Here is a 16,997-nt window from a genome sequence, read left to right as displayed (position 1 = left end):
GGCATCGCTTTCCTTCGGGCTAGATGCCGAGGAAATGTCTCCAGACCATCACGACCACCCAGCCGGCGATGAGCATGAATGTCGGCGAGAAGCGCAAGCCCACCAATAGCGCCACGGCCATCGCCACCTTCGTATCCCAGCCGCCGATGAAAAAGGCGGGTGCGACGAGCGTGGTGAGGACGGCGGCCGGTACCGCGTTCAGCGCGGCCTCGACGCGGGGAGGGATGCGGGTCATCTTGGTAATGAGGATGTAGCCGCCGATGCGCGTGAGGAAGGTGACGACAGCGGCAGCGAAAATCAGCAGGACCATGTGCGGATTGAAATCGGTCATGGTCAGACCTCGTGATTTTCGGTGGCGAGGTCGGGCTTGCGGTTCGATCTGAGCGGCGGCAGCATGGCGGCGAGGGCAACGCCTGCAAAGGCGCCGATGCTGACATGCCAGGGCGAACCGACATAGCGATAGGCAATGGCCGAGGCGGCGGTGCTGGCGATAACCACGGGCAGGAAATTGTCGCGTTTGCGGAAGCCGATGACGATGCCGAGGAAATAGATTGGCAGTAAAATATCGAGGCCGATCGTCTTGGGATCGCCGACCAGGCTGCCAAGCATGCCGCCGACGAGGCTGATCACCACCCAGGGAACGTAGATCATCGCTGCGAAACCGAAGTACCAGGCAAAGGTGACCGGCTTGCCGCTTTCGGCGCGCTTGATGGTTTCGGCAAATTGCGGATCGACCAGCAGGAAGAAAGTGAAGAATTTTTCGACGGGCGAGAAGCGCCTGATGTAACGGGCGATCGCGGCCGAATAGAGCACATGACGGAAATTGACCGCCAGGATCGACAGAACGATCAGCCACGCCTGGACATTATGGCCGAATAGCTCAATGCCCACCATCTGGCTGGCGCCGGCATAGACGGTGCCGCTCATCAGGGTGAGTTCGCCGAGCGACATGCCCTGGTCGCTCGCCAGAGCACCGAACAATGCGCCGAAGGGCGCCGCCGCGAGGCCGATGGGGATGCCCGCTTTCAAGCCTTCAAAAAAATCCCCGCGACTCATGGCCCGCTCTGTCCTTTATGGAAAACTGATGGAGCTGTAAGCTGCGGGCGGAGTGTCGGCAATTCAATTTCCTTGATAGGACAATTGATTTCGTTGATCTAGCCGATTGGATTTGCTCGTAAAACACCGGGGTATCATAGATGAAAGAGATTGCCTTTCCGAAAGAGGAAAAAGCCGCGATCGTCGCCCGCCTTCAGCAATATTTCTCCGATGAACTCGACCAGACGCTCGGCGCGCTGCCGGCGGAATTCCTGCTCGATTTCTTCACGACCGAAATCGGGCCGCATTTCTACAATCAGGGCCTGCGCGACGCCCATGCGGCGCTGATGACGAAGATGGAGGATTTTGGCGAGGCGATCTATTTGCTGGAAAGAGAAGCAGTAAGCCATTCGCAACCGGGGAGGCGGTGACTTAGCGCAGTGCGCTGCCCTCGACCATCCTCATCAAACTCTCGACCTCATCGGGAACGCCCTCGGACAATCGGGCTGCTGCAACATAAGGAAGCCAGATGAGAATGGCCGCACGGCTCCCGCCGCTTATACCCGCATAGGCATCGACATAAGCTGCGGCCAGGTCGCGATCATAGTGATGTATGAGAACGTAGCTTCGGCAGACATCTGCAAATGGGTCTCCGCTGCAGGCGTCAAGCCAATCGACCGTACCTGCGCGCTCAAGAGATCCAAGCACATTCCAAGGGTGAAAGTCTCCGTGACAAAGCCTGTCGCCATCTGGCATGCGACGAAGCCCGGACAAGAGATGCTGCCGTTGGATCTCCTGCAACTGCGCCGCTCGCTCAATATTGTGAGACAAGCGCGATTTCAGACTTGGAAGTCTGACGCCGCTATGCTCGTGGATTTTGCAATGTATGGCCGCCAGAGCATCCAGATAGGCTGGCGTCTTCAGCGGCCGCAGGGTGATTGCTTCGCCGAATGTCCCGCCTTCGGCTCGTGTCATGGTCAGGCCCCAGCGGCCTTCAATTTCGCCGACTTCCTGCACCCTCGGAGCGTTGACGCCCAGATCTTCGAGGATTGCGAGGATTGCCGCCTCTCGAAATGCTGACGCCTTGGATGAGGGCGTCTTGTATAGCTTTAGAACCAGCGTGCCGCTCTCATAGACTTCCGCCTCTTTGCCAGCACCAAGGAGGTTTCCACGTTCCACACCGATCATTGAACTGGCCTCGTTTCGATTGTCGCCTCGTAGGCGTTCTATCGGAAGAGCTGGGAACAATGGACGACAAGTAGCGTGTCCCGCTACTTTTTCACCTGGAACGTATGTTCCGGACCCGGAAACGTCCTTGCCTTCACTTCCTCTGCATAGGCTTCTGCCGCCTTGGAAATGGTCGGCGCCAGCTCGGCAAAATGCTTCACGAAGCGCGGCTTGAAATCGCTGAAAAGGCCGAACATATCGTCCGATACTAGAATCTGGCCATCGCAGGCCGGCGACGCGCCGATGCCGACGGTCGGGATATCGATCGAGGCGGTGATTTCACGGGCGAGGGGCTCCACAGTGCCCTCGACGAGAAGCGCAAAGGCGCCGGCTTGCGCAATCACCTTGGCATCGCGCCGGATTTTGTCAGCTTCTTCGTCGGAGCGGCCGAGCGAGCGATAGCCGCCGCTCGTATTGACCTTTTGCGGCATTAGGCCGACATGGCCGAAGACCGGAACGCCGCGGCTGGTCAGGAATGCGACCGTCTCGGCCATCTCCTCGCCACCCTCCAGCTTGACGCCGTTGCAGCCTGTTTCTTTCAAAATGCGTGCCGAATTGCGAAAAGCCTGTTCCTTCGATTCCTGATAAGAGCCGAAAGGCAGGTCGACGATAACACAGGCCTTTTGAGCGCCGCGCATGACGCCTTGGCCATGGGCGATCATCATCTCCAGCGTAACCCCGACCGTCGTTTCCATGCCGTAAAGGACCATGCCGAGGGAATCGCCGACCAGAAGCAGGTCGCAATGCGGGTCGAGAAGCCGGGCGATCGGTGTCGTGTAGGCCGTGAGGCTGACGATCGGGCGCGTGCCCTTCATCGCCTCGATCTGGGTGGGTGTGGTACGCTTTGTCTGTCCGATCGTGCTCATCTCAGGCGGCCTTGTCGCTGACGGCCTGCTTGAGGCCAATGACGCGGTTGTCGAGCAGGCGGGTAGCGCCGATGCGGACGAAGAGGGCAACGAGGATAGGCTGTCCCTGCAGTCTCGTCAGCGGCTCCAGGGTTTCGGGATGGCAAACAGCAGCGACTTCGGGTGTCGCCAGCGGCTCGTTGGCGATGAAGGCGCGCAGTGCCGCCTCGAAAGCGGCTGGATCGTCGGCACCTTCTGCGTAGAGCCGCTCGGCCTCGGCCAATGCTTTCGGCACGATGACCGCGGCGGCGCGTTCTTTCTTCGAGAGATAGACGTTGCGCGAAGACAGCGCCAAGCCATCGGCATCGCGCACGGTCGGTACCGGCACGACGCGGACCGGCTGGGCCAGATCGTCCACCATGCGGCGGATGATCACCACCTGCTGATAGTCTTTCTCGCCGAAGTAAGCGCTATCGGGTTGGACGATGTTGAAAAGCTTGGTGACGACCGTGGCAACGCCGGAGAAATGGCCCGGGCGAACCGCGCCCTCCAATTCCATCCCGAGCTTCGGCACATCGACCAGCGTTTCCATCCGTCGCGGATACATATCAGCCACGGTTGGAGCGAAGAGGAAATGGACCTTGCCATCGCGCAGCATGGTGCTGTCGCGCTCAAGATCGCGCGGATATTTTGTAAGATCCTCGTTGGCGCCGAATTGCAGCGGATTGACGAAGATCGACACGACAACAATGTCGTTTTCGGCCCTGGCGCGGGCAACCAGTTCCATGTGGCCGGCGTGCAGATAGCCCATGGTCGGCACCAGGCCGATGCTTTTTCCGGCTTTGCGATAAGCGGAAAGGCGCTCGCGCAATGCGGCTATTGTGCTGATGGTTTCCATGCTGACACTCCTCCACGGACCGGCGCCGCCCAACGCCCTTCCGTCTCCCCTTTGATTTCGCGGGTTCTTCTAACGTGTGCGGTGCAAAAAGGCAATTCACGGGAGGCCCCTGCGGCCCAAGTCCATTATATGTTGCGCATATAGCTTAGCGCTTTTCTCAGCTTTTTGCTGTTAGCTGCCGGCATGGCAAAGATCATAGCATTGGCGGCATATTTTTATCAGGCGGCGGTGGCTTTCGGGCTGCTGATCGCGGTCGCGCATTTGCTGTCGCCGGCGGATTATGCCGCCTATTCGTTGTTCATTTCCATCAGCCAGTTCGCGGCGATCTTCTGTTTCGAATGGGTGCGTTTCGCCTGCAGCCGTTTCTATCCGGGCCAGGCGCCGGGTAGCGAGGCAGCGGAGCGTACGGCTTTAACCGTCGAATTTGCCGCTTGCTCCGTGATCTGCATCCTGGCTGCCCTTGCATCGACCTTCTTCGCAGTACCGAAGGAGATCGCGGTGCTTGGCGGTCTGGTGGCGATCTTTCAGGGTGGCAGCGACCTGCATCTGACTATGCTGCGTTTCCGCCAGGAGTTTCGCGCTTTTTCGCGGCTGCAGGGTTCGCGGGCCACCATTCTGGCGGTTGGCACGCTGGCTGGCGCGGCGATCATGCCGAGTTTTGCCTATGCGGTCGCCGGCCTGCTCGCAGGTTACGTCGCCTATAGCGGACTAGCAATGTTCCTGACCCGCAACAGCCTGAGAGAGGCAGCGGATCTCCAACTGCCGCTGATGCGAAAGCATTTTGTCTATGGCAGCGTTGCGGCCGGTGCCTCGGTTATCGGGCTTTTGGCGCCGCTTGGGTTGAAATCGATCCTGACGGCGGCTTTGGGCGCGGGCGGTGCGGCGGGGGCGCTGCTGGCGCTTGACTTGCTGCAGCGGCCTTTCGTGCTCATCGTCTCGGCTCTGCAGGCCATCCAATATCCCGATGTGGTCGCAACCTACGACCGCGAGGGCGCAACAGTGGCGTTCCGGCGGCAGCTCGGCGGCTACTATTCGCTGCTCACGGGTTTCACCTTGATGACGGCGGCGGGGATCTTTGCCCTGCTGCAGCCGGTCGGTCATTTCGTCATCGCTCTGAGCCTGCGCGATGGCTTTCTTCACGCGGCGCCATTGGTCACCGGCCTGTCAGTCTGCCGGGCTTTGACGCTCAACATGCTGCCAACGCCGGCGCATCTGCGCCATCGGCTGCTGGCGATCTTTCTGCTGGCCGTGGTGGATTGCGTGTTGCTCAACGTCGGCGCACTCGCGGGCGGTTATCTCGTTTCCTTCAGTGACGGCGCGCTGATGGCCGGAGCGATGATCGGGGCTCTGATCGCGATGGTGATCGGCGTGAAAGTGCTGATGGCGCTGCCCTTCGATTTTGTTTGGCAGCCGGTCGTGCTTTCAGCAGTCGGGCTCGCCGTGCCGGTGCTGGCAACAGCCGGCTTCGACTATTCGCTGTGGATTTCAGTCGGCGCCGGAATGGCCGGCGGGGCGGCCTTTTGTCTGCTTGGCCTTTACAGCTATTTCGTCAAGATGTTCCGCCGGCAGGCCGTGTCGTAACTAAAGATCTTCCAGCATGGACAGCACGCGGTCGGCGCTGCGGTCCCAGGAGAAACGGGCGACATTCTCGCGGCCCCTTTGCCGCAGGTCTTCACGCAATGCTTCGTCGCCAGCGATCCGGCGCATGGCCGCAACCAGCTCATCCTGTTGCGTTGGATCGAAATAGAGTGCGGCGGTGCCGGAGGCTTCGCGTACTGCGGGGATATCGGCGGCGAGCACCGGGCAGCCCTGCGTCATCGCCTCCAGTGGCGGAATGCCGAAACCTTCATAGAGGCTTGGGAAGACGAAAGCGGTGGCATGGCGTTCGAGAGCGGCGACTTCCGCATCGCTCAGGCGGCCGGGAAAGAGCATGTGATCGTTCGATTCGGGGCCATCCGATTTGAACACGGTCGGCGCGGTGCCGCCGACGACCACCAGCTTCTGATCGGGATCGCGCAGAGCTTCGAAGGCGCGGATGGCGAAATCGAGGTTCTTGTTCGGCTTCATCGTCCCGACCAGCAGGAAGAAGCCGTTCGTTTTAAGGCCCAGGCGCCGGATGATCGACTCGTCCGGCTCGATGGCGGCGAAATGATCGACGGCATTGTAGACGACATCGATGCCGTCGGTAGGAACATGGAAGACGGAGGCCAATTCCTTGCGCGAGAATTCCGACACGGTGCCGATCTTTGCGGTGCGGGTTAGAACCGAGCCGAGCGCGCCGTGCAGCAGGCGATAGCTGCGCTTGAAGGATTGGGGATGACGGAAGATCGTGACGTCATGGATGACCACGGCCTGGCGGCGATGCAACAGCGGGCCGCTGCCGCCGAAGCCGATCAGCCGGCCGCCGCGGGAACGGGCGAGCAGCGCCGTCTGCTCCCAGACATGGCCGGGACCGGAGCTGAAGGCGTCGACCGAGATGGCCGAGAGCCCGATATCGACGGGCGTATCGCGCGGCACGGCGAGCCGCCAGTTGATGCCCTTCAGCGCCGCCGGAACGGCGCCGGAGGCGATCTTGCGATCCAGCGCCAGTGTCAGCTCGCGGGCGAAACGTTGCACGCCCGACAAAGGCTGGCTGAGGAAACGACCGTTGATGGTGATCGACTGCACGCGAAATGTCCCAATATCTTCAATACCGGGAATAGTTTGCGCTATTTTCTTTAGGGAAGGTTTAGCTCGATAGGAGGAATTTTAGGCAAGCGCTTCTTTGCTGTCGATGATGGCAACGCCGCGTGTCCGCATTTCGTCGATCGCAGCCTCAACGCCGGCAGGATCGATGCCACGGCTAGCATCCTCGATGAAGCGGACCTTTACACCCGGCAGCATTTCAACGGCGTCCAGAGCCGAGAATTTCACGCAGTAATCGGTCGCGAGCCCGCAGAGGTCGAGCTGGGTAACGCCCTCGGCGAGCAGATGCGTGGCAAGACCGGTGAAAGCCGTGTGATCATTGTCGCGGAAGGCGGAATAGCTATCGACAGCAGGATTCTGACCCTTCTGTTGGATGAAGTCGATTCCGTCGGCATTCAGTTCGGGATGAAGCATGGCGTCTTCGGTATTTTGGACGCAATGATCCGGCCACATCATTTGCCGCTTGCCGGAGAGTATGCCCATTTCGAAGGGCTTCTTGCCGGGATGGGCGGAGGCAAAGCTGCCGTGGCCGGCGGGATGCCAGTCTTGCGAAGCGAGGACCATATCGTATTTGTCGCTGTCGATCAGCCTGTTGGCGACGGGCACCACCCGATTCCCATCGGGCACCGGCAGATTGCCGCCGGGGCAGAAACCGTTCTGGATGTCGATCAGCAGCAGTGCTTTCATGGCCAGTCTTTCCATCTTTGTTGCATTGCAACGATGCCAAGCGTTGCGCTGGGGATCAAGCTTTTTATGCTCACACTGAATATAAGGTGGGGCGCGATGGTTTTCGAGGGGCTATGCGGGCTTGTGGCTTGGGCGGTCCCCGGGAATGCTTGAAGTGCGCCGGACAATCGGGGCGGTATGTGGCGACGCGCCAGATGTCGAGGCTGCTGACGGTCCGCGGCGACATGCCGGACATCGAAGACATCTGGTGAATCTCGGGAAACAGAGGTGTTTTTCCCACCAACGTCGCTGAGGTGTCCGCGATTGACAAATGAACGCGAAGCCATAATCTGCTTTTTCAGCTCTTGCGATCATCCGTTTTTCGGAGACGAGGATAATGCTGGTGCCGTTGCCCCCGCATACAGGTCTGGCCAAGCGCATGAGAAGGTTGCTGCTGACGGGCCTTGCCGTTTTCTTTTCGGTCTGCGGAGCCAGCGCCGGGACGCTCGACACGCTTCACCAGCATACAACCCTGCGCATCGGCTACATCGCCGACGAGGCACCGTTTTCCTCCAGCAAGCCGAATGAAAAGCCGACGGGATATGCCATCGACCTCTGCGGCAAGGTCGCCGACGAAATCGAGCATGCGGTTCCGCAGTTAAAGCGCGAATATGTAGAAATGACGCTGGCCAATGGTTTCGACGCTGTCAAGAACGGTCAGATCGACCTGCTTTGTGGGGCTATCACCGTCAATCTGGAGAGGCGGAAACTCGTTGATTTCTCACAGCCAATCTTCCTGACCGGGGCGAGCGCCCTGTTGCGCAAGGACTCGCCCGACTATCTGCACGCGCTATTTCTCGACACGCCCGCCGTTCGTTCCGTCAGCCAGCGTGCCGCATCCACCAGCGTCATTGGTGTGCGCGCAAACACCACGACGGATGCAATATTGCGCGAGGCGCGCAGCATCGAGACGTCGAAAACTCGGATCGCCGATTTCGACACGCACGAAGACGGACTTAAGGCGCTGGAGGAACATAAGATCGACGCCTATTTTGCCGATCGGGTGCTGTTGATGAGCTTGGCCCAGCGCGCGCACGATCCGTCCTTGCTCGAAGTCGGCGATCGCCTGTTCACGCACGAACCATATGCAATCGCTCTGAGGCGCGACGATGCCGACTTCCGCCTAGTGGTCGACCGTGCGCTCACGGATTTTTATCTATCAGACGATTTTCTGCCGCTACTGAAGACTTACTTTGGAAGCGAAGCGCCGATGTTGCACACGCAAATCATGATGGAGCATGTACCCTAGGTCGGCGGGGCAAAGTGTATTGCGTTGACGAAGCAGATGATTGATGCGGCAGATGCCTGCAACAACCCTCAAACCCGCTCCACAAAACCATCCAACACTCGTTTCTGCCCGGCGCGATCGAAATCGATCGTCAGCTTGTTGCCTTCGATCTCCGAGACATTGCCGTTGCCGAACTTGATGTGGAAGACGCGGTCGCCGATGGAAAAACGGGAGGGTTCGGCGGAGGTGGATTTGGCGACGAGTTCGCCGTCGATGGTGCGGGTTTTGGGGCCGCTTTCGCCGTAGCCGATGCGTTCGACGGCGTGGCCGGAGCGGGAGCCCCAGTTGTCGCGGGTGGCGTCGGTCTTGTTGGCCTGGGCGCGTTTCCAGCCGGGGGTAGAATAGGAGTTGGCGAAGGGATCGGCCTTGTCGAAACGGGACTGGCCGTAGCCGCCGCGGCCGTAACCGCCATAGGATTGCTCCACTTCCGCGACTTCGACATGGGTTTCCGGCAGTTCGTCGAGAAAGCGCGAAGGGATGGTCGATTGCCAGAGGCCGTGGATGCGGCGGTTGGAGACGAACCATATGTGGCAGCGGCGCTTGGCGCGGGTGAGGCCGACATAGGCGAGGCGGCGTTCTTCCTCCAGACCGGCGCGGCCGCTTTCGTCAAGCGAGCGCTGGTGCGGGAAAAGGCCTTCCTCCCAGCCGGGCAGGAAAACGGTGTCGAATTCCAGACCCTTGGCGGAGTGCAGCGTCATGATCGAGACTGCGTCTAGATTCTCGTTCTGTTCAGTGTCCATGACGAGGGCGACGTGTTCGAGGAAGCCGCGCATGGATTCGAAACTATCCATCGAGCGGATGAGTTCCTTCAGGTTTTCCAACCGTCCGGGTGCTTCCGCCGATTTGTCGTTCTTCCACATGTCGGTGTAGCCGGATTCTTCGAGAATCTGCTCGGCAAGCTCCGTATGCGGTGTGTTTTCAAGCAGGCCCTGCCAGCGACGGAAGGACTGCACGACGTCGAACAGCGCCTTGCGCGCCTTCGGCTTCATCTCGTCCGTCTCGATGATATCGGCCGCTGCCGCCAGCATCGGAATGTCGCGCTCACGGGCATAATCGTGCAAAGCACGAACGGTGGTGTCGCCGAGGCCGCGCTTGGGCGTATTGATGATGCGCTCGAAGGCAAGATCGTCGGCCGGCTGGCAGACGAGGCGGAAATAGGCCATGGCGTCGCGGATTTCGAGGCGCTCGTAGAAGCGAGGGCCGCCGACGACACGATAGTTCAGGCCCAGCGTGACGAAACGATCTTCGAATTCGCGCATCTGGAAAGAGGCGCGCACGAGGATCGCCATATCATTGAGATTATGCTTGTTGCGCTGAAGCTGCTCGATCTCTTCACCGATCGCACGCGCTTCTTCCTCCGAATCCCAGGAGGCGTGCACTTGCACTTTGATATCGTCGGGGTCGGAGCGGTCGGTGAACAGCGTCTTGCCGAGGCGACCCTCGTTATGGGCGATGAGATGCGCGGCAGCCCCGAGAATATGTTCGGTGGAGCGATAGTTGCGCTCAAGCTTGATCACCTTGGCGCCGGGAAAATCCTTTTCGAAGCGCAGGATATTGTCCACCTCAGCGCCGCGCCAGCCGTAGATCGACTGGTCGTCGTCGCCGACGCAGCAGACGTTTTGCAGTTCGCCCTTCGGCCGCTGCGCCAGCAGACGCAGCCACATATATTGCGCCGTGTTGGTGTCCTGATATTCGTCGACGAGGATGTAGCGGAAGCGCTGGTGATAATCCTTCAATATATCAGGATTCTGCCGGAACATGTTGATCGGATGCAGCAAAAGGTCGCCGAAGTCGCAGGCGTTCAGCGTCTTCAGGCGGGCCTGATAGGCGGCATAGAGTTCGCGGCCCTTGCCGTTGGCAAAGGCGCGTGCATCGCCTTCCGGAATGTCGGCCGGGCTGAGGCCCTTGTTCTTCCAAGTGTCGATCATCCCCGCAAATTGCTTAGCCGGCCAACGTTTGTCGTCTAGGCCCTCGGCTTGGATCAATTGCTTGAGCAAACGCACGACATCGTCGGTGTCGAGAATGGTGAAGCTCGAGGAGAGGCCGACCAGCTCGGAGTGACGGCGCAGCAGCTTGACGCCGATCGAATGGAACGTGCCGAGCCACGGCATGCCCTCGACAGCGCCGCCGACGAGCAGGGCGATACGCTCCTTCATCTCGCGGGCGGCCTTGTTGGTGAAGGTGACGGCGAGGATCTGCGAGGGGAAGGCGCGGTTGGTGGACAGGATATGAGCGATGCGGGTCGTCAGCACCCGCGTTTTGCCAGTGCCGGCGCCCGCGAGCACCAGCACAGGCCCATCCAGCGTCTCGACCGCTTCCGCCTGCTCCGGGTTGAGGCCAGCGAGATAGTCGGGCCGGCGGCCGCTATCGCGCGCAGCCATGGCGCGGGCCGCAATACCGCCACCGGCGCTGGGGGCAGGGGCAGGCCGACGCGGGGCCAGGTGCTCCGGCTCCTCGTCAAAGAAGGGAATGTCGTCATGTCCGATAGTCATGCGGCTCAATGTAATGATTCTGCCCTGAAAGGCAAAAGAAACGGCCGGTAAATAGAACAAAAAGTGCACATTTCTGAGTGTTCCGGCCGTTCAATAACCGTTTGGCAGCCCGAAATCGCCGTCGCAGGAGGGGCGGCGGTTGCGCGAAGAGATGTTGGCCTCCGCATTGCGCGCGAAGGGCGGCCAAGCTCAGGGCGGTGGAATGATCGCAACCTGAACGAGATAACCATTTTCGGGTCGAGGGGCGATTTATGGTAAATTGTCTGTTTCAATTATCGCTTTATTAAGCGTGATTGCTAATCATAGGCACCTGTAACCGCTCGAGTTTCAGGCGCTGTTTTTTGCCGGGCTCAACCTTCGCCGACCTTGGTCGGCCCGCGCGCATGAGCGCCCGCGGCATGGTTCCAATGTCTCCTTGTACTTGTTGCGTATCGTTGCGTCCGGAGTTCATGTGTCGTGAGTATTTTTTCGACCTTCATAAGGGTGAGTTCCCCTGTCAATACAGCCCTTGAAGTCCTTCGAAACACACAGGCGAATCTGAATGTCGCACAGCGCCAGATGTCGTCCGGTCTGCGTGTGCAGACTGCTAAGGACAACGCCACCTATTGGACGATCTCGACACTGACGCGCACAGATATCGGCGCCGTCTCAGCCGTGCAGGACGCACTTGGGCTTGCCACGGCCACTGTCAGTACCGCTTCCACGGGCGTCAACAGCGCCATCGACATCGTCACTCAGATCAGGTCGAAATTGGTGACGGCCTACGAGGGCAGCGTCGATAAGACCAAACTCAACGACGAGATCAGCGAACTCAAGGACCAGCTTCGCAGCGTCGGCCAGTCCACGAGCTTCAACGGAGTCAACTGGGTCGTGCTCCAGGACGGTGAGGATCCGACCGAGCCGCATGAGATCCCGGGCTCCCTCATCCATCATACCGATGGCACGGTTTCGATCGGCATGCTGAATTATGAGGGTGTCAGCTCCACCAGCGGCACCATCGTATCGGCGGATGCACGATACTTGATCGACGATCAGTCAAGTGGCACCGGCGGCTATGGCGTGCTTACCTCCACCGCTTTTGCGACGGAAGCGGGAGCGGCCCAAAACTATGTGCTGATCAGCAGCCAAAACGGCGACACTAGCGGGCAGGTGCAAATCTCGCTCGACGCCAATACGACGCAGGGCGCTTTGACCGACATGGTCAACACGGTCACCGCCATGCTGAATCAACTGAACACTATTGGATCGGCTTTCGGCTCGTTGGAATCGCGTGTCAGTCTGCAAAGCCAATTTGCCAGCAATCTCAGTGATTCGCTCACCAGCGGCGTCGGCAAGCTGGTCGATGCCGATATGGAGAAGCAATCAAGCAGGGTATTGGCGCTGCAGACGCAGCAGCAATTGGGGCTGCAATCGTTGTCGATTGCCAATGCGAGCTTCGATACGTTGAGACAGCTCTTCCAGAACCTCTAATCACGTAACGCTTTGGATTTCAACGGGAATAGAGAGGGATCGGCGAAGCGAATCCTGTTCCCTGCAAGCCATAAATTGGGGAGAAAACGCTCCGGAACAAGGTGCCGGCAGATCGGCAGTGGGTAGGCGAAGATTCCGCTTCATCATATTGCCGCAATGCTTCATATCTCCTGCGGACCATCGAACCGGAGAGCGACGATTCTATGATCAAGAAATTTGCCATCCTTGCCGTCTCGGCAGCCTTTCTCAATGCATGTACGACAACTGACCCCTATACGGGCGAGCAGAAAGTATCCAACACGGCGGGCGGTGCCGCGATCGGCGCTGGCGTCGGTGCGGTTGCCGGCCTCCTCATCGGCCACTCGCCGGCATCGCGCCGCAATGCGGCGCTGATCGGCGCCGGCGTAGGCGCGCTCGCAGGTGCCGGCATCGGCAACTATATGGACCAGCAGGAATCTGAGCTGCGTGCGCAGTTGCAGGGCACGGGCGTCTCGGTGACGCGCGTCGGCGACCGCATCATCCTCAACATGCCGTCGGCCATTACCTTCGACATCGACCAGGATGCGATCAAGCCGGAATTCTTCTCGACGCTGAATTCGGTCGCGATCGTGCTTCGCAAGTTCAACCGGACGCTGATCGACGTCAACGGCCATACGGATTCGACCGGCAGCCTGCAGCATAACCAGGATCTGTCCGAACGCCGCGCCGATTCGGTTGCGAGCTACCTCGGCAGCCAGGGCATCGACCAGCGCCGCATGTCCGCCGTCGGCTTCGGCCCGAGCCAGCCGGTCGCCACCAACGCCAGCGAGGCCGGTCGTTCGCAGAACCGCCGCGTCGAAATCCAGATCGCGCCGATCACCCAGAACGGCTGATCTGACATTGGCTATTCCAACAAAACGGCCGGGTTTTGCGACCCGGCCGTTTTGTTTTCACTGCAACCCATTCACGAATGCATCGTCGCGCCCTTGGTGATCTTGTCGACGATCTTCTTGTCCGCGCGCAATGCTATGCCGACCACTTTGGCGTCCTCGGGCGCAAATTCGGAGAAGACGGCGCGATTGGCGACATCATGACCGGTCGAAAACATTTCCTCGATGAAGATCGAGGAGGTGACATTTCGCTCCAGCGACCGGCGATGAATCGTGCTCATCATCTCTTCGTCGGCGGATAGGACGATCATCGGCTGGATCGATAGCGCGTTGTAGAGGTTGCCGGCGCGGTCTCGATAGGGCTCGCCGATGACGTCAGGAAACTGACCGACAATGCCGCTCGATAGGAAGGCGGTCACGTTCAGTTTTTGCCAGGATGCAAGATTGCTTCGCAGAATGATCGCGATTTTGGTATTGAACATTGGTGATCTCTCTTATGCAGTCTGGGAATGAGCTTTTGCGCGAGGATGTTGCCGGCCATATCTTCGAAGGTCTTGAACGTTCGTGCACGATGCCGGAAGCAAACCGCATCGTATCCGCACCCGCTTATCCCGGTATCGAGCGCATTCAGGCGCAATTTCGTGGCGACGCGTTCGAGCCGCACCGGCACGATACCTATGCGCTCGGCGTCACCATCCGCGGCGTGCAGGCCTTCAGCTATCGCGGCGAGCGGCGCTACAGCCTGCCGGGCCGGGTGATCGTCCTGCATCCGGACGAGCTGCATGATGGCGGTGCCGCGACCGACGACGGATTGCTCTACCGCATGCTCTATCTCGAACCGTCGATGCTGATGCAATGTCTCGAAGCGGCGCGCATCGGCCTGCCCTTTGTCGATGATCCCGTGGTCGAGGATGATCGTCTCGCCGGCCTGCTGCTGGCAGCACTTGGCGAACTCGACCGCGAGCTGGATGAACTCTTCGTCGATGATTTCGTCTCACGGGTTGCTGCAGGGCTCGCCTCACATGCGCGCCTGCCGCAAAAGCCGTTGGGAAGCGTTGCCTGGAGCCAAGTGAAGACAGCGCGCGATTATCTGGAAGCGCATGCCATGCGTGGCGTCCGCTCGGAGGAACTGGAGCGCATCACCGGCCTCGACCGCTTTGCGCTCTCACGTCATTTCCGTGCTGCTTTCGCCACCAGCCCGCATCGCTTCCTGCTGATGCGGCGGCTGCAGCGGGCCAAGGCGATGATCGCCGATGGCGAACCGATCGCCGAAGTCGCAGCCGCCACCGGGTTCGCGGACCAAAGCCATCTGACCCGGCATTTCAAGAAGGCATTCGGCATGGCGCCGGGCGCTTGGGTTGGCATGCTGGAGACCGCAGGGGTGCCGCCGCGAGGCTAGCCGGAACCCTCCGGCAATTCTCAATGCATGCCGAGGAATTGTTTGAGCTCCGGTGTTTGCGGATTGGCGAAGACATCGCCCGGCGGGCCGATTTCATGGACGCGGCCCTGGTGCATGAAGACGACGCGCGAGCAGACGTCGCGAGCGAACTTCATTTCGTGTGTCACCATCAACAGCGTCATCCCTTCACCGGCAAGTTCGCGGACAACCGCGAGAACTTCAGCCACCAGTTCGGGATCGAGCGCCGAGGTGATCTCATCGCAAAGGAGCGCGATCGGCTGCATGGCGAGCGCCCTGGCAATGGCGACGCGTTGCTGCTGACCGCCCGAGAGTTCGTCGGGATAGGCGTCGAACTTGTGTCCGAGTCCGACACGATCGAGCATGCGCCGGGCCATCGCCTCGGCATCGTTCTTGGTGGCCTTCTTCACGACCATTTGCGACAGCATGACGTTGCGACCGGCACTCAGATGCGGAAAGAGATTGAACTGTTGGAAGATCATGCCGACCTTCAGCCGCAATGCCTTCAGATGCACATCATCGGGCAGGAGCTGCGCGCCGGCCACCGAGATTGCGCCGTCGTCGATCGTTTCCAGCCCATTGATGCAGCGCAGCAGCGTCGATTTGCCCGAGCCGCTTTTGCCGATGATGGCGATCACTTCGCCGGGCTCGACATCGAGGTTGATGCCTTTCAGTACCTCGTTCGCCCCAAAGCTCTTGCGGACTTCAGTGACCTCGATGAGCGACATTGAGTTTCCTTTCCAGGATTTGGCTGCTCTTCGACAGCGGCCAGCATAGGGCGAAATAGATGAGGGCGACGAAGCCGTAGACGGTAAACGGCTGGAACGTCGCGTTGGTGATGACCGTGCCGGCCTTCGAAAGTTCGACGAAGCCGATGATCGAGGTCAGAGCGGTGCCTTTGACCACCTGCACGGAGAAACCGACCGTCGGCGGCACGGCAATGCGAAGCGCTTGCGGCAGGATGACGTAGCGCATCTGCTGGATGTAGCCCATGCCGAGGCTGGCGGAGGCTTCCCATTGGCCTTTCGCCACGGCCTCGACGCAGCCACGCCATATCTCGGTGAGAAAGGCTGCAGACCAGAGGATCAGGGCAACGCCGGCGGCCAGCCACGCCGGCACATCGATGCCGAAGAGGCCGAGGCCGAAGAAGGCCAGAAAGAGCTGCATCAGCAGGGGCGTGCCTTGAAAGAGTTCGACGAAATACTTGACCGCGATACGCGCTGCTCGGTTTTTGCCGATGCGCAGGAATAGCAGGATTGCGCCGACGGCACCGCCGCCGATGAAGGAAACGAGCGAGAGCAGAATGGTCCAGCGTGTGGCGAGAAGCAGGCCGCGCAGAACGTCCCAGGTGGTGAATTGGATCATTGGCGAACCCTGCGCGGGAAGATCAGCCTGCCGGCGGCAGCAAGCAACTGCCGTAGGATGACTGCGAGAACCAGATAGATTGCCGTGGAAACGAAATAGGCTTCGAAGGCGCGGAAGGAGCGCGACTGGATGAAATTTGCGGCAAACGTCAGGTCTTCGGCGGCAATCTGCGAGACGACGGAGGAGCCGAGCATGACGATGACGACCTGTGACGACAGCGCCGGCCAGATGCGCTGGAGCGAGGGGACGAGGATAACGTGACGGAAGGTCTCGAATGGCGTCATAGCGAGGCTGGCTCCCGCCTCGAACTGACCGCGTGGCGTCGCCTGAATGCCGGCACGAATGATCTCGCAACTATAGGCGCCGAGATTGACGACCATCGCGAGGTTGGCGGCGGCGATCTCGTTCATGTGAATGCCGGCGGCGGGCAGGCCGAAGAAGATGAAAAAAAGCTGGATCAGGAACGGCGTATTGCGGATCAGCTCGACATAGGCCGCGACGAAGGGCTTGAGCCAGCGCGGACCCAGCGCACGCGCCCAGGCACAAGCGATGCCAACGGCGATACCAACGACCGCACCGACGATAGTCAGCTCTATGGTGATGAGAATTCCCTTGATCAGAACGGGATAGTATTCGGCAAGCCAGCCGAAATCGAAGTGATAGCGCATAAGAGAGTGCCT

General features: G+C 60.0%; 18 protein-coding genes. 6 read left to right on the top strand and 12 right to left on the bottom strand.

The features are described 5' to 3' along the window. Positions 1-19: 19 nt before the first annotated feature. Both C9E91_RS11775 and C9E91_RS11770 read right to left on the bottom strand, forming a co-directional pair. On the bottom strand, positions 20-331 hold the full coding sequence (locus C9E91_RS11775) for a branched-chain amino acid transport AzlD family protein (protein WP_107108443.1): 312 nt from the start codon (positions 329-331) through the stop codon (positions 20-22). A 2-nt stretch (positions 332-333) separates the two neighbouring features. Next, positions 334-1,056 carry an AzlC family ABC transporter permease gene (locus C9E91_RS11770; RefSeq protein ID WP_107108442.1) on the bottom strand — a complete coding sequence of 241 codons (723 nt, stop codon included), beginning with the start codon at positions 1,054-1,056 and terminating at the stop codon, positions 334-336. 140 nt (positions 1,057-1,196) lie between these two features. Between C9E91_RS11770 and C9E91_RS11765 the strand changes: the two genes are divergently transcribed. Continuing rightward, positions 1,197-1,466: a DUF2164 domain-containing protein gene (locus tag C9E91_RS11765; protein WP_107108441.1), complete on the top strand. Its 270-nt coding sequence runs from the start codon at positions 1,197-1,199 to the stop codon at positions 1,464-1,466. Position 1,467: 1 nt separating this feature from the next. Here the strand turns inward: C9E91_RS11765 and C9E91_RS11760 are convergent, their stop codons facing one another. The 3 genes from C9E91_RS11760 to panC form a co-directional block, all read right to left on the bottom strand. Beyond that, positions 1,468-2,223, bottom strand: a complete 756-nt coding sequence (locus C9E91_RS11760; RefSeq protein ID WP_107108440.1) for an aminoglycoside phosphotransferase family protein — start codon at positions 2,221-2,223, stop codon at positions 1,468-1,470. A gap of 83 nt (positions 2,224-2,306) precedes the next feature. After that, entirely contained in the window at positions 2,307-3,128 is an 822-nt protein-coding gene (panB, locus tag C9E91_RS11755; protein WP_107108439.1) for a 3-methyl-2-oxobutanoate hydroxymethyltransferase, read from the bottom strand. Position 3,129: 1 nt separating this feature from the next. Further along, positions 3,130-4,005: a pantoate--beta-alanine ligase gene (gene panC / locus C9E91_RS11750; RefSeq protein WP_107108438.1), complete on the bottom strand. Its 876-nt coding sequence runs from the start codon at positions 4,003-4,005 to the stop codon at positions 3,130-3,132. A gap of 183 nt (positions 4,006-4,188) precedes the next feature. On the opposite strand from panC, the gene C9E91_RS11745 reads away from it, so the two are divergent. Continuing rightward, positions 4,189-5,586, top strand: a complete 1,398-nt coding sequence (locus tag C9E91_RS11745) for a polysaccharide biosynthesis protein (protein WP_107108437.1) — start codon at positions 4,189-4,191, stop codon at positions 5,584-5,586. Here C9E91_RS11745 and C9E91_RS11740 read toward each other — a convergent pair whose 3' ends face one another. Both C9E91_RS11740 and pncA read right to left on the bottom strand, forming a co-directional pair. Beyond that, positions 5,587-6,672, bottom strand: a complete 1,086-nt coding sequence (locus tag C9E91_RS11740; protein WP_107108436.1) for a glycosyltransferase family 4 protein — start codon at positions 6,670-6,672, stop codon at positions 5,587-5,589. Positions 6,673-6,753: 81 nt separating this feature from the next. After that, positions 6,754-7,377, bottom strand: a complete 624-nt coding sequence (pncA, locus tag C9E91_RS11735; RefSeq protein ID WP_107108435.1) for a bifunctional nicotinamidase/pyrazinamidase — start codon at positions 7,375-7,377, stop codon at positions 6,754-6,756. 376 nt (positions 7,378-7,753) lie between these two features. Here pncA and C9E91_RS11730 point away from each other — a divergent pair, with 376 nt between their 5' ends. Further along, positions 7,754-8,665 (top strand): amino acid ABC transporter substrate-binding protein, encoded by a 912-nt coding sequence (locus tag C9E91_RS11730; protein ID WP_245407472.1) that lies wholly within the window; start codon positions 7,754-7,756, stop codon positions 8,663-8,665. A gap of 68 nt (positions 8,666-8,733) precedes the next feature. Here C9E91_RS11730 and C9E91_RS11725 read toward each other — a convergent pair whose 3' ends face one another. Next, positions 8,734-11,196 carry an ATP-dependent helicase gene (locus tag C9E91_RS11725; RefSeq protein WP_107108434.1) on the bottom strand — a complete coding sequence of 821 codons (2,463 nt, stop codon included), beginning with the start codon at positions 11,194-11,196 and terminating at the stop codon, positions 8,734-8,736. A gap of 456 nt (positions 11,197-11,652) precedes the next feature. On the opposite strand from C9E91_RS11725, the gene C9E91_RS11720 reads away from it, so the two are divergent. Both C9E91_RS11720 and C9E91_RS11715 read left to right on the top strand, forming a co-directional pair. After that, complete coding sequence (locus C9E91_RS11720; protein ID WP_107108433.1) at positions 11,653-12,666, top strand: flagellin N-terminal helical domain-containing protein; 1,014 nt, start codon at positions 11,653-11,655, stop codon at positions 12,664-12,666. A 203-nt stretch (positions 12,667-12,869) separates the two neighbouring features. Next, positions 12,870-13,538 (top strand): YiaD family glycine zipper/OmpA-like lipoprotein, encoded by a 669-nt coding sequence (locus tag C9E91_RS11715; RefSeq protein ID WP_107108432.1) that lies wholly within the window; start codon positions 12,870-12,872, stop codon positions 13,536-13,538. Positions 13,539-13,609: 71 nt separating this feature from the next. Here the strand turns inward: C9E91_RS11715 and C9E91_RS11710 are convergent, their stop codons facing one another. Beyond that, on the bottom strand, positions 13,610-14,017 hold the full coding sequence (locus C9E91_RS11710; protein ID WP_107108431.1) for a DUF2000 family protein: 408 nt from the start codon (positions 14,015-14,017) through the stop codon (positions 13,610-13,612). A 14-nt stretch (positions 14,018-14,031) separates the two neighbouring features. Here C9E91_RS11710 and C9E91_RS11705 point away from each other — a divergent pair, with 14 nt between their 5' ends. Continuing rightward, positions 14,032-14,934 (top strand): AraC family transcriptional regulator, encoded by a 903-nt coding sequence (locus tag C9E91_RS11705; protein ID WP_414124046.1) that lies wholly within the window; start codon positions 14,032-14,034, stop codon positions 14,932-14,934. 20 nt (positions 14,935-14,954) lie between these two features. Here C9E91_RS11705 and C9E91_RS11700 read toward each other — a convergent pair whose 3' ends face one another. The 3 genes from C9E91_RS11700 to C9E91_RS11690 are packed head-to-tail and all read right to left on the bottom strand — an operon-like array spanning position 14,955 to position 16,985. Next, positions 14,955-15,680, bottom strand: a complete 726-nt coding sequence (locus C9E91_RS11700) for an amino acid ABC transporter ATP-binding protein (RefSeq protein ID WP_107108429.1) — start codon at positions 15,678-15,680, stop codon at positions 14,955-14,957. Beyond that, positions 15,658-16,317: an amino acid ABC transporter permease gene (locus C9E91_RS11695; protein WP_107108428.1), complete on the bottom strand. Its 660-nt coding sequence runs from the start codon at positions 16,315-16,317 to the stop codon at positions 15,658-15,660. The genes C9E91_RS11700 and C9E91_RS11695 overlap by 23 nt, the downstream gene beginning before the upstream one ends. Next, positions 16,314-16,985 carry an amino acid ABC transporter permease gene (locus C9E91_RS11690; RefSeq protein ID WP_107108427.1) on the bottom strand — a complete coding sequence of 224 codons (672 nt, stop codon included), beginning with the start codon at positions 16,983-16,985 and terminating at the stop codon, positions 16,314-16,316. Before C9E91_RS11690 ends, C9E91_RS11695 begins: the two co-directional genes overlap by 4 nt. Positions 16,986-16,997: the final 12 nt, after the last annotated feature.

The organism is Rhizobium sp. SEMIA4064 (assembly GCF_003025035.1).
In the GTDB taxonomy this organism is placed as follows: Bacteria; Pseudomonadota; Alphaproteobacteria; order Rhizobiales; family Rhizobiaceae; genus Rhizobium; species Rhizobium paranaense.
This window is presented reverse-complemented; position numbering and strand designations above follow the sequence as displayed.